The organism is Bacillota bacterium, assembly GCA_012837335.1.
Lineage (GTDB): Bacteria > Bacillota > Limnochordia > Darwinibacteriales > DTU012 > DTU012.
On sequence record DURM01000014.1, the window covers coordinates 26,311 to 37,825 of the forward strand.

General features: G+C 48.3%; 14 protein-coding genes. 8 read left to right on the plus strand and 6 right to left on the minus strand.

Features of this window, described 5'->3' with window-relative positions:
• A complete protein-coding gene (locus GX019_02180; GenBank protein HHT35965.1) occupies positions 1 to 993 on the minus strand; it encodes a hypothetical protein in 993 nt (330 codons plus the stop codon).
• 142 nt (positions 994 to 1,135) lie between these two features.
• Between GX019_02180 and GX019_02185 the strand changes: the two genes are divergently transcribed.
• The gene (locus tag GX019_02185) at positions 1,136 to 2,011 is read left to right on the plus strand and encodes an Hsp33 family molecular chaperone HslO (protein ID HHT35966.1); all 876 of its coding nucleotides are present in this window, start codon (positions 1,136 to 1,138) and stop codon (positions 2,009 to 2,011) included.
• Between the two features lie 13 nt (positions 2,012 to 2,024).
• On the opposite strand, the gene GX019_02190 is transcribed toward GX019_02185, so the two are convergent.
• Both GX019_02190 and GX019_02195 read right to left on the minus strand, forming a co-directional pair.
• The gene (locus tag GX019_02190; protein ID HHT35967.1) at positions 2,025 to 2,774 is read right to left on the minus strand and encodes a 3'-5' exonuclease; all 750 of its coding nucleotides are present in this window, start codon (positions 2,772 to 2,774) and stop codon (positions 2,025 to 2,027) included.
• A gap of 47 nt (positions 2,775 to 2,821) precedes the next feature.
• Positions 2,822 to 3,349 (minus strand): nitroreductase, encoded by a 528-nt coding sequence (locus GX019_02195; GenBank protein ID HHT35968.1) that lies wholly within the window; start codon positions 3,347 to 3,349, stop codon positions 2,822 to 2,824.
• Between the two features lie 105 nt (positions 3,350 to 3,454).
• Between GX019_02195 and spoVAC the strand changes: the two genes are divergently transcribed.
• The 4 genes from spoVAC to GX019_02215 are packed head-to-tail and all read left to right on the plus strand — an operon-like array spanning position 3,455 to position 5,781.
• The gene (gene spoVAC / locus GX019_02200; protein ID HHT35969.1) at positions 3,455 to 3,928 is read left to right on the plus strand and encodes a stage V sporulation protein AC; all 474 of its coding nucleotides are present in this window, start codon (positions 3,455 to 3,457) and stop codon (positions 3,926 to 3,928) included.
• A 2-nt stretch (positions 3,929 to 3,930) separates the two neighbouring features.
• Positions 3,931 to 4,947, plus strand: coding sequence for a stage V sporulation protein AD (spoVAD, locus tag GX019_02205; GenBank protein ID HHT35970.1), 1,017 nt, complete (start codon positions 3,931 to 3,933; stop codon positions 4,945 to 4,947).
• A gap of 8 nt (positions 4,948 to 4,955) precedes the next feature.
• The gene (spoVAE, locus tag GX019_02210; protein HHT35971.1) at positions 4,956 to 5,309 is read left to right on the plus strand and encodes a stage V sporulation protein AE; all 354 of its coding nucleotides are present in this window, start codon (positions 4,956 to 4,958) and stop codon (positions 5,307 to 5,309) included.
• A gap of 16 nt (positions 5,310 to 5,325) precedes the next feature.
• Positions 5,326 to 5,781, plus strand: a complete 456-nt coding sequence (locus GX019_02215) for a hypothetical protein (protein ID HHT35972.1) — start codon at positions 5,326 to 5,328, stop codon at positions 5,779 to 5,781.
• Positions 5,782 to 5,831: 50 nt separating this feature from the next.
• On the opposite strand, the gene GX019_02220 is transcribed toward GX019_02215, so the two are convergent.
• Positions 5,832 to 7,559 carry a family 16 glycosylhydrolase gene (locus GX019_02220; protein HHT35973.1) on the minus strand — a complete coding sequence of 576 codons (1,728 nt, stop codon included), beginning with the start codon at positions 7,557 to 7,559 and terminating at the stop codon, positions 5,832 to 5,834.
• A gap of 154 nt (positions 7,560 to 7,713) precedes the next feature.
• Between GX019_02220 and GX019_02225 the strand changes: the two genes are divergently transcribed.
• The 3 genes from GX019_02225 to GX019_02235 are packed head-to-tail and all read left to right on the plus strand — an operon-like array spanning position 7,714 to position 10,606.
• The gene (locus tag GX019_02225; GenBank protein ID HHT35974.1) at positions 7,714 to 8,013 is read left to right on the plus strand and encodes a hypothetical protein; all 300 of its coding nucleotides are present in this window, start codon (positions 7,714 to 7,716) and stop codon (positions 8,011 to 8,013) included.
• Between the two features lie 5 nt (positions 8,014 to 8,018).
• Positions 8,019 to 9,749, plus strand: a complete 1,731-nt coding sequence (locus GX019_02230; protein ID HHT35975.1) for a 2-oxoacid:acceptor oxidoreductase subunit alpha — start codon at positions 8,019 to 8,021, stop codon at positions 9,747 to 9,749.
• Positions 9,746 to 10,606, plus strand: coding sequence for a 2-oxoacid:ferredoxin oxidoreductase subunit beta (locus tag GX019_02235; protein ID HHT35976.1), 861 nt, complete (start codon positions 9,746 to 9,748; stop codon positions 10,604 to 10,606). The genes GX019_02230 and GX019_02235 overlap by 4 nt, the downstream gene beginning before the upstream one ends.
• Positions 10,607 to 10,646: 40 nt before the next feature.
• Here the strand turns inward: GX019_02235 and GX019_02240 are convergent, their stop codons facing one another.
• Both GX019_02240 and GX019_02245 read right to left on the minus strand, forming a co-directional pair.
• Positions 10,647 to 11,066 (minus strand): Hsp20/alpha crystallin family protein, encoded by a 420-nt coding sequence (locus GX019_02240; protein ID HHT35977.1) that lies wholly within the window; start codon positions 11,064 to 11,066, stop codon positions 10,647 to 10,649.
• Between the two features lie 287 nt (positions 11,067 to 11,353).
• The coding region (locus tag GX019_02245) for a dihydrofolate reductase (GenBank protein HHT35978.1) at positions 11,354 to 11,515 on the minus strand (162 nt) is incomplete at its 5' end.

Below are 11,515 nucleotides of genomic sequence, written 5' to 3' on the forward strand. Positions count from 1 at the left end.
TTACTTATTTATGTTTTGATGAAGCATTTTACGATAGCAGTAGATTATAAAGAAAGAGCTGATTGGTCCGGTAATTAGAACGCCCAAGCCAAAGAACAAGGCTCCCAGCATATTAAGGACCATAACCACTAACAGCATACCCAGCGTCAGAAAAATGTTGTCTCGAACAATCCTCATGCTGATGCTGAGCGCCTCAACAGCTCCTACCGGCCGGTCTACTACAGCTACAGGTGCAAGCCAAACAAAGAAAGCGAAGATAAAACCGGGAAGCACCAGAAGAAAAGCTCCAAGCATGGTTCCAAGCGCCGCTAAAAAGCCAACGCCGATGAAAGGCAGCACCCGATCAGTGGCTGAAAAAATATCTGACAAATCAACTTGCTGACGATCAAATAGTTTAAAAAAGATTTTCTGTACACCTACAGCCACAATCATCGACAGCACAATACCCGCAAGACCAAATACTACACTCAGAGGCGGAATGATCATAGAAACCAATCCAGCAATCACTGCTGTTGCAAAAGGCGCGATTAAAAGAACCAGCTCTAATAGAAGCAGAAATCCCAAATTTTCTCCCAACAGGTTCCATCCGGTTTTCAGACCATCAACTATGGTATCAATTACAGCAAGCCTACCATTAGAATCAAGCTTAGGATCTTGAAGCATTGTTTTACAGTGCACGCAGAATACAGCTGCCTGCGGAATTGTTTCGCCGCAGTGTGGGCATGATTTCGTATCCCCTGATAAAGAAGGACCGCTGGGTTCATCGCTGTGGAAAACTGTTTCCTGCGGGCTCTTATGGAAATCCGGGTCATAACTCTCAGCATCGACAAAACTTCCATCACAGCCAACAACTGCGCATCCCTGGTTTTCTACCCAGCATTGGTGGTGATGGGGAGTATTACATTTACTGCAGATTAATGCTGTATCTTCAGCTGTAAAGGCTTTCTGGCAGTAAGGGCAGTACTTCCCGGCAATAGAATTCAAGATACTCACCTCATATTTAATGGATTACAGCTGTAAAATTCGAGGTAATAATAAAAATACCTGCAGATATCTAATCAACTTGACACTTTTGGACCATTAGCCCACAATAAAAGTATTGGATACTGCAATATATGCGAAGGAGTGTAAGAAAGTGAGTGACCAACTAATCCGCTGCTTAGCTTTTGATAAGCAAGTGCGTGTGATTTTTGTAGATAATACAATGCTGGTGCAGGAGCGCTGCAATCCCTTAGAGACATCTAAGCTGACTAAAACTGCTTTGGCTAAAACCCTGACTATTGCTTCCCTGATTTCCGGTACGCTGAAAGATACCCAGCGCATCAGCCTGAGAGTAGCTGCAACTGACCAGGAGTATCAGGTTTTGGCAGAAGCGGATGCGGAAGGCAGCGTCAGAGGCTTTGTCAGCCAGCCGTTCCTCAACCTTGAACCTGGCAGGGTCGAAGGTATGACTTTACCTGAGTTCTTTGGTGATCGCGGCGGGCTTCAGGTTATTAAGGATCTGGGCCGCTATGGCAAGATGTTTACGGGTGTGACCAAGATGCCTTACGGCAATATTGTCGATGACTTTTCCTACTACTTTGAGCAGAGCGAACAGACCACATCTATGTTTTATCTGAGCCTCATCTTTGATGATCAGGACCAGATTACTCTCTCCCGCGGAATGTTCGCCCAGCTGATGCCCGGGGGCAGCGAGGAGCAGATGCAGAAGCTGACCGATGCGGTAAAAGTCTCTTCCTTGTTCCAACCGCAAACTAATTTTGGTGAAGTATTTCAAGAAGAGCCAGAATCAATCAGCGCAGTATTCCAAGCTGACCTGGAGGTTCTCAGCATCGAGCCAATTCAATTCCGCTGCAGCTGTTCTAAGGAATTGCTGCTGAGCATTTTGTCGTCCCTCACCGAAGAGGAAATCCAGTCCTACATCGAAAGCGGGGAAGATATTGAAGTGATCTGCAATATGTGCGGGGAAAAACACTATATCGATCCCCACGAAGTTGTTCCCAAGTCCTGACCCTAGTTGGGGGTCAGGACCCCTTTTGGACTTCGATTAAGGGCTGCACTGCCTCGTAAAGCTGCGCAGTCGCTTTTAGATCGCTTAAACTGTACCGGACCAACCGCTCAAAATCCCCCGAACGCCAAACCTCTCCTACCATCGATCCGTCCATATCCTGCTTGGGCGATTCAATTCCAAACTGGCTGCACCAAAAATCTAAGCTGTAGCGATGCTGCCAGGAAAGAGTTCCCATGAATGTAAGCACTTCTAAAAGATCGCAGTTTTCACTAAGAGTATAGCGGCTGCCCACAAGATTGCGAGTGGGCTGTATCCCATTAACTGCTGAACGGAGCATTAGGAATGGACCATCGAAATACCTGCCGTTAAACGTTATCACAGGATATGCCGCATATCTGCCGCCGGGACCAGCTTTTTCCAGAAGCTTTGCCCAGAACAATCTCAAGATTTGCGCTTCCGAACCATAATAAACTACTGTCTCCGGATCAAGCTCCACGTGCCCGGTGGGAAAAGCTTCCTCATTTTCCTCGTTATTAATCAGCACTAATGACCGCTGATCGTTGATCAAGTACAGTCCAATCGCTGCTATGGTTCCAGCAGCAGGGTTTAAAGGCAGCGACTCCACCACATTAGCCCTGGCATCCCCTGTTTCACCACTGGCTGCTAACCGTTTTTCTTCCCTCTCGATCAAGTATTCCTGCACCGAAGTGCCGAGACTATCAAAGCGTCCAACTGTTTCTATATCTACCACTACCGGTCCCATTGTCTCACCTCATATCATACTGTTTCATTCTTCGTTACTGCCAGAATTCAAAACTTTGATTCCTGCTTGTTGATCCATGTTACCATCTCATCCAACTCCCGCCGCTTCTTTTTTGGAGCAGAATCTGCTGCGGGATATCCCACCGGAAGCATCGCAATCGGTTCCAAGTGTTCAGGTAGGTCCAAGACTTCCCGAACCATGTTTACATCAAAAGCACCGATCCAGCAGGTGCCGAGACCCAAATCTGCGGCAGCCAGCGTCATATGATCGACAGCAATTGCCACATCCACATCGCAGTAATCTCTGCCATCACCCCGTTTCCAAGAGCGAGAATGATCGCCGCAGGCAACAATAACTAATGGTGCCTGTGCAAACCAATTGCGAGGATAAGCCTGCTGCAGCCGGCCCAGCAGATCTTGATCAGACACCACAAATAGATGCCACGGCTGATAATTGACAGCAGATGGAGCTAAGCGCGCTGCTTCCAGCACCTGCAAAAGCTTTTCCTTCTCCACCGGTTTTGATTGATAACCTCGCACAGAATACCTTTTTTCTGCCAGCTTAAGAAATGTCATACTCATTCCCCCTTAGAATGGATTTTTTTCCCAACAGTTTGCCCAACAGGCCATGCTTAATTCGGATCAATCTAGTAAAAGATAAAAGTTGAGGAGGTTGTTAACATGTCGAATCAACAGCAAAATGTCCTTACCGAAAAAGAGTACCAGCAGCTTGTTCAGGCCAAAGAGCCTAAGCGGCCGGTGTTTCGCAACTGTGTGCGGGCGTTTTTGGTTGGCGGCTTTATCTGTGTTCTCGGCCAAGCTATTACCGACTTCTACATATATGTTTTTAACTTTACGGAAAAAAGCGCCGGAAACCCTACCTCTGCTACACTAATATTCATTTCTGTGCTGCTGACCAGCCTCGGAGTTTATGACCATATTGCCCAGTGGGCAGGCGCGGGTACTGCGATCCCGGTAACCGGCTTTGCCAATTCCATGGCATCTGCCGCTTTGGAGCACCGCACCGAAGGCTATGTATTGGGTGTCGGCAGCAATATGTTTAAACTGGCCGGCTCTGTTATCGTGTTCGGAGTATTCTCTGCTTTTATTATAGCATTGATCCGCACCCTTGCAGTAATGATCGGAGGTGCATAGCTGTGAAAGTCGGAAAGCAGACTTGGTTGTTTGATAATCGGCCTACCATCCTTGCTTCCGCTGCTGTCGGCGGACCCCGGGAAGCCCGCGGACCTTTAGCGGAAGATTTTGATCTGCTCCATGACGATCTGCTCTTCGGCGAAAAAAGCTTCGAAAAAGCAGAGCGGAAGCTCCTGGAAGAAGCCTGTGAGCTGGCAATTAAGAAAGCAAACTTAAGACAGGAAGATATTGAATTTATGCTGGCAGGCGATCTATCCAACCAGATTATCAGCTCCACTTTTACCAGCCGCGGGCTGGCCATTCCTTATCTGGGATTATTCGGAGCCTGCTCAACATCGATGGAGAGCTTAGCCCTAGGAGCTCTTATTGTCGACACCAGATTTGGCAGTAATGTGCTCTGCGGCACCGCCAGCCACTACGCCGCTGTCGAAAAGCAGTACCGCTATCCAACTGAATACGGGTCACAAAAGCCTGATACCGCCCAGTGGACAGTTACCGGCGCTGGAGCTGCCATCCTTGGGCAGACAGCAGCTGGACCGCAGATTGTCGCTGCTACTATCGGCAAAGTGATCGACATGGGGCTAAAGGATCCTTTCAATATGGGCGCGGCTATGGCTCCTGCCGCTGTCGATACAATCAGCGCCCATTGCCAAGATCTCAACATCTCTCCGGATGAATATGATCTGATTGCCACCGGTGACTTAGGCCGCTACGGCCACGAACTAACGCTGGAACTGTTTCCGAAGTATCATATCGACATGCCTAAAGAAAAATATGCTGACTGCGGCATGATGATTTATCACGAACACCAGCCCATGCTGTTTGCCGGGGCAAGCGGCACAGCCTGCTCCGCAGCAGTAACCTATGGCCATATTCTCAACCGCATGCGCAAAGGGGAACTTAAAAAAGTGCTGATTGTTGCTACTGGGGCGCTGCTTTCCCCCATGTCCTATCAGCAAAAAGAAAGTATTCCCTGCATAGCTCATGCCGTTGCCATTGAATACACAGAACAGGAGTGATTCTGGTTATGGAGATTTATTTTTGGGCTTTTGTAGTAGGCGGACTGATATGTGTCATCGGCCAGCTGCTCCTTGATGTCGGCAGATTCACCCCTGCCCATACTGTAACCATCCTAGTTGTTGCCGGCGCAATTCTTTCCGGCTTAGAACTGTATCAGCCTTTAATAGACTTTGCAGGAGCCGGTGCTTCCGTTCCCATAACCAGCTTCGGCAATTCGCTGGTTCAAGGTGCGTTAAGTGAAGCCAAGCAATCGGGATTGGTTGGAATTGTGACCGGAATCTTTGAAGTAACCAGCGCCGGTATTTCCTCGGCAATTGTATTTGCCTTTTTAGCATCGCTTATACTCAGACCGAAAGGATAAGGAGGTATTATCTGCTGTGAAATTTGGATGGACAAGATCTGCCTGCAGAATCGCACTTCTGTTCGTGATTGCACTGCTGCTTGCAGCCTGCGCATCAGGTTCAAAGCAGTCAGGCCCAGCAGCTGACAAGCCCCCGCTGGCAGCAGATCTAGAGCTGGGAGCAGCGGTAGAGCAGCTTGTAAAGGAGCATCAGGCAGTGGACGAGGCGGTCGCTGTGGCGCTGGACAAGCACATTTCAGTAGCCTTAAAAGTGTCCGGTTTTCAAAGACTGAGGCTTAAGCAGATCCGCCGTGAGGTTAATGAAATGATCCAATCAGAAATCCCCTCTGAATATACAGTGCATATTACTACCGATAAACGCCTGATTCGCGATTTGAAAAATATCGCGAAAAATATCAAAGAGAACAACGGCATAGCCCAGCCAAAAATCCGGGATGAATTTGAGAAAATCAACAAAGATATGCACGGATAATCACTGCAGCCCACCATTTACATGATGGGCTGCTGAAAGTCGTTTTAAAACTATTTGCGCTGCCAAACTCTCACCCAGTCAACTTCCATCAAACCAGGCCAAACTGTGGATTCATTAGGATCGCCGCCCCACCCTCCAACAGCAAGATTGAGGATAATATACAAATTGCGCGACTGAGCGATCCACTCCTGATTGGTAAAGGCAGTGCCGATCTGTTCGCCATTAAGGTACCACCGCATATAAGTGGGAGTCCACTCAAATCCATACACGAAAAAGTCTTGGGATAAATCGTCCACTGTAAACTTCTGATAATGAGACCACTTGTTATTCCAGGATGGCCCGTAATGATAATTGATGTGAAGTTCCCGCGGATTGCGGGTCAGAATTTCCATAATATCGACTTCCGGAGGCCAACCATCGCCCAACAGCCAAAACGCTGGCCAAAATCCTGGAGTACCGGGGACTTTGATCGCCGCTTCGATATAGCCATAAGTAAAATGAAACTTGCCGTGAGATGTAATAACTCCTGATGTGTAGTCCAGATATTGGACACCATCATGTTCCACAAATAGAGGCGCATCGGGATGCCGCTCATTCTCGGCCTTAATGGTCAGAATACCATCACTGACAATCACATTCTCCGGCAGCATATAGGCTCTGTGATTATGAGTATGCCCCGTTCCCCACGGATAATTGTAGCTCCACTTAGTCATATCAAGACGATCGCCATCGAAATCATCGAAAAACACCAGCTCCCATTCGCCGGGATGCTCCAAAGTCGGCAGGCCCTGACTTTCGATTCGTTCCTTAATAAGCTGTTTCGCAGCATCCTTAAATACCATGAGATTTTGCTCCTCGGAAGATATTTGAGTTTGAAGCCATTGGAACAACGCTTCTGCATCAGAGTCACTGTTAAGCTGGTTAAGATTTGGAGCCTGGGAAGCGGTAACAGCTAATGCCGCCCAGCGCGCCTTCATACCATTCTCTGGATTCACCACAATCGCAACCAAATCAGGCAGGGCTTCCGGTATCTGCTGCGGAACCCGCCCGATTAAAACCGCCGCGGCCCACTGGTATTCAGGATGATCTGACTTCAGCATGGTTTGAGCCAGTTCCATTATCGCGGCCTGGTTTCTCCTTAAAGCGCGGTTTGCGGCAAGAGTTACTTCTAGCTGCAGGTCATCAAAGGCCACTGCCAGCGCTGATAAAACATCCTCGGACAAGATTCCGATCTCGTTTAATAGATCAACCGCAGCTTTTCTTACACCGCTGTTGAAATCCTCAGCTACAACCTGGCAGAGTACGGGTATTATCTCAGCTGCATTTTCCTCATCCACAAGCCGTCCTAAAGAACCTAAAGCCTGGATCCTCACCTCAGCTGCCCCATCATCAATTGCGGCAATCAGCGCAGCAATCTGCTCACTTGAGCCAAGTCTGCCGATCAGCCGCGCTGCCGCCTGCCTAGCCCTTACGGTTCCTGTGCCTTCAACTAACAACGCCTCCAAATAGGGCAGAACACCTGACCCAATTTTTTCCAAGGCATTGCTGGCAGCATAGCTTACCTCATAAACCTCATCACTCAAAGCCTGCACGATCAGCTCTGCTCCCGGCAATGCATCCGGACCCAGCTCGCCTAACTGAACTAAACTGGTACGGCGCAGTTCAGGATCGGCACTTTTCAAATCCAGAATTAGGCTCTCAACATTCTCTGTCCCACTAAAAGCTGAACTTGACAAAACCAACAGCAAAATGAGACTAAAGAAGGCTATCCTCCTCACAGCAACCCCTCCTTGGTATTATTACTAACATGTAAACATTTCTTAACCTGCAGTTAAATTCCTGCCTTCACTTTGTTTTCACTTGCTTGTTTAAGTTTGCTGAACTTAGGGACACTATATATTAACGGTCAATGTAGAAATGGGAGGTCTTAACATGGATCAAAACCCGAGAAAGGACAAAGTAAAGAAACTTCAGCAGAAAGCGAGCGCTTTTGCTAACCAAAAGCAGCTGCGCGCAGGCTCTGACCCTAATTATCCAGTTGAGGAGTTAGCCGGTGATGAATCCACCGATAACCGCATTGACATCAATGATGCGGAAAATAATGCCGAGTACAGAATGACCACACCGGCCGGAGGACCGTTTATGCATCCCATGCACGATGCTACGGCTGATCCCCAGCTTGATCACCCTCAACCAGAAAATAAAACCAAGAAAGAACAGTCCCGGAGGTGACATTCGTGCAGGAGTTGACCTGGAAAGTCGGCGGAGCGCAGGGCGAGGGAATTGACAGTACCGGTGAAATTCTAGGTACTGTTCTTAATCAGGAGGGTTACTACACCTTTGCTTACCGCCACTTTATGTCATTAATCAAAGGTGGACATACCAACTATAAAATTCGCGTTGCAGACCAGCCTGTCCACTATCACGGTGACCAAACCGATATCCTCATCGCCTTTGATCAGCGCACTATTGATGAAAACAAAGATGAGCTGCACCAAAACTCTCTGGTCGTTTATGATTCGAAGTTCGAGCCCGAAGGTTTGGATCAGGTTGCAAGCTGTGGTATCCCTATGAGCAAGATTGCCCAGGACCTGGGTAATGTTATTATCAAGAACATGGCTGCAATCGGGGTGACAGCAGCAGTCCTTAAGCTGGATCCCCAGGTATTCTACAATTTGGTGGAAACACGCTTCGGCAGCAAAGGCGAAAAAGTGGTCAGCATGAATAAATCGGCGATTCAGCAGGGCTACGATTATTATCTCAGCCAGTGTGCTAACCGCCATTTTCAGCTGCCTGATAAGCGGGCATCAGATCCACCGATGCTGATTTCCGGCAACGAAGCCGCCGGCTTTGGTGCACTCGCAGGTGGATGCCGATTCCTGGCTGCTTATCCCATCACACCTGCCACTGAAATCATGTACTGGCTCATCAACCATCTGCCAGATTACGGAGGCAAAGCGGTTCAAGCTGAAGATGAGATTGCAGCCTGTCTGATGGCGATCGGTGCCAACTACGCCGGAGTGAGGGCTATGACTTCCACATCTGGACCAGGATTTTCCCTGATGCAGGAAGCCATCGGCCTAGCCGGGCTTGCTGAGATTCCCTTAGTAATTGTGGATGTGCAGCGCGCCGGACCGGCCACCGGCATGCCTACAAAAACCGAGCAGTCTGACTACAATGAGATCCTCTATGGATCACATGGTGAAATTCCCAGAATAGTACTGGTACCTGCCACGATCAGCGATTGCTTTTACCATCTGGTCGAAGCTTTTAATCTTGCTGAGAAGTATCAATGTGTGGTTCTAGTTGCTAGTGATCTGTTTTTGGGCATGTCCAAGCAGTCTGTTCCTGAATTTGATTTCAGCAAAATCAAGGTTGAGCGGACTGGTTTCATCAGCAGCCAAGAGCTGACCAAACTTGAACCCGGCGGATATAAGCGCTATGTTCTTACTGATTCAGGCATTTCGCCTCGCTCAATCCCCGGCCAACCGAACGGACTTTACACAGCCCTTTCTAATGAGCATGACGAGCAGGGCAAAGAAGAGGCCGAGGATCCCTATAACCGGGTTACTCAAATGCAGAAGCGATTTCGCAAACTCTCCAGTTTCTCACCTGATACGTGGGGGGCCGAGTACTGTGGTCCCGACAATCCCGAACTGCTTATAGTCGGATGCGGTTCAACTTACGCCCAGATCTCTGAAGCAAAAAATAAGCTGGAACAATCCGGAGTGAGTACAGCCCATCTCCATCTGCGGATTCTCAAGCCGTTTCCGATCCAAGCGGTGCGGCAGCGAATTGAACAAGCCAAGCAAGTTATCGTAATTGACAACAACTATACCGGACAGCTGAGAGCCCTGCTGCAGCAGGAGGTAGGCTTCCACGACAAATATGTGCCCCACACACGTTACGACGGCAATCCCATCACTGTCAGTGAACTTGTTGCCAAAGCAAATGAGGTGTTGCAATGAGCTACAAATTAACAGATTATCGAGGTCCAAGACCAACTTGGTGTCCGGGCTGCGGCCACTTTGCAGTGCTGGGCTGTCTGCAGCAGGCTGCGCATCAGCTGGGGCTGCCCCCGGAATCAATTGTTGTGGTATCGGGAATCGGGTGTTCGGGAAAAATCAGCCAGCACTTTAACAGCTATGGGTTCCATTCGCTCCATGGACGCTCCATACCGGTAGCTGCTGGAATCCAAATCTCCAATCCCAATTTAACCGTAATAGCCGCCGGAGGCGATGGGGATGGCTACGGCATCGGCCTCAATCATTTTATCCATGCCGCCCGCCGCAATATCAACATCACCTACCTGGTAATGGATAACCACATCTACAGCTTGACAACGGGACAGTATTCACCAACCAGCCGCAAAGGATTCGTTTCCAAGACCACTCCCAAAGGCTCGGCTGAAATGCATCTGCGGCCTTTGGAAATATCCTTAACCGCCGGGGCGTCCTTTGTCGCCCAAGGTTTTTCCGGTGATGTCAAACAGCTGACTGAGATCATCAAAGCCGCGATTCAGCACCAAGGTTTCAGCCATGTAAATATTTTCAGCCCCTGTGTCACTTTCAATAAAATCAACACCTTCGACTGGTTCCGTGAGCGGATTATCAACCTAGACGAGCAGGATTACCAGCCCACCGATCGACTTCAGGCGCTGGCCAAAGTCATGGAAGCGGATGGTGTCCTGACGGGAATTATCTACCGGGAAGCAAGGCAGCTTTTCCACAATGAGATTGCCGGTGTTCAGGATCAGCCGCTGACTGAAACCCCGCCAGCTCTCACTAAAGAACAGTTTGACCAACTGATAGCAAAATACCGCTGAACAGCTGGATGTAAAAAAGGGTGGCTGTTTCTGCCACCCTTTACTGAATATCAATAATCCGCCTGCTGCTGTCAGTCTGGTCGGTTTTCGGGATTTTTACTTCAAGCACTCCATTGCGGTATTGGGCTTGAATATCTTCCGGTTTAACATCCCCGACGAAAAACTGCCGCTCGCAGCTGACCATCCGCCGCTCGCGCCGGATGTATCTGTTTTCCTCTTCTTGACTAAAACTCTCATCGCTTTTAACGCCAATAGTTAAGTAATCTCCATCGAGTTCTAAACTGATGTTGTCCTTGTTCATACCCGGAAGTTCAGCTTGAAGCAGATAGTGATCCTGATCTTCCTTGATATCTACCTTAAATCCATAGCTGCTCATCGGCCAGTTCCAAAAATCACGGAAAAAGTCATCAGCAAATCTTGGCCGCATTCTTCCCCTGCGCAGTGGTCTGAGATAATACATTAATTTCCACCTCCAATTATTTTGCTCACTTATAATTTAAATTAAACGTCAGGGAAAGTCAAAGACACATTTCGGCTGAATTTGACCTTTATTGACCTTTGGTGTAAGCTGCCTTTAAATTTCGCGGCACTGCTCATTTTTTCAAAGTCAGGGAATGTCAAACAACTTCCCGGTTCTGCTACCAGCACTGTTTCCAACTCATATCTTTCCCCTTAACCATCAAGTTTATCCGCCGGCACAAAAAATCGTCTGCCCGCATCTGCAGACAGACGATTAATTGACTATGGTTATTTTCGCCGTTTGTAAGTCACAAAACGATGAGCGAGAAGATTGCGCTCATCGATAATCCCAAGCTCTTCATCAACTGCTTCCCATTCCTGCTCATTAAATTCAGGGAAATATGTATCTGCTTCTACTTCTGCGTCAATTAATGTAAGATACATTTTGTC

Excerpts from the sequence above, each read along its gene's own strand:
- GX019_02240 (HHT35977.1), bottom strand. The coding sequence starts at position 11,066 with ATGTATTATCTCAGACCACTGCGCAGGGGAAGAATGCGGCCAAGATTT.
- GX019_02195 (HHT35968.1), bottom strand. The coding sequence starts at position 3,349 with ATGACATTTCTTAAGCTGGCAGAAAAAAGGTATTCTGTGCGAGGTTAT.
- GX019_02190 (HHT35967.1), bottom strand. The coding sequence starts at position 2,774 with ATGGGACCGGTAGTGGTAGATATAGAAACAGTTGGACGCTTTGATAGT.
- GX019_02235 (HHT35976.1), top strand. The coding sequence starts at position 9,746 with ATGAGCTACAAATTAACAGATTATCGAGGTCCAAGACCAACTTGGTGT.
- spoVAC (HHT35969.1), top strand. The coding sequence starts at position 3,455 with ATGTCGAATCAACAGCAAAATGTCCTTACCGAAAAAGAGTACCAGCAG.
- GX019_02225 (HHT35974.1), top strand. The coding sequence starts at position 7,714 with ATGGATCAAAACCCGAGAAAGGACAAAGTAAAGAAACTTCAGCAGAAA.
- spoVAE (HHT35971.1), top strand. The coding sequence starts at position 4,956 with ATGGAGATTTATTTTTGGGCTTTTGTAGTAGGCGGACTGATATGTGTC.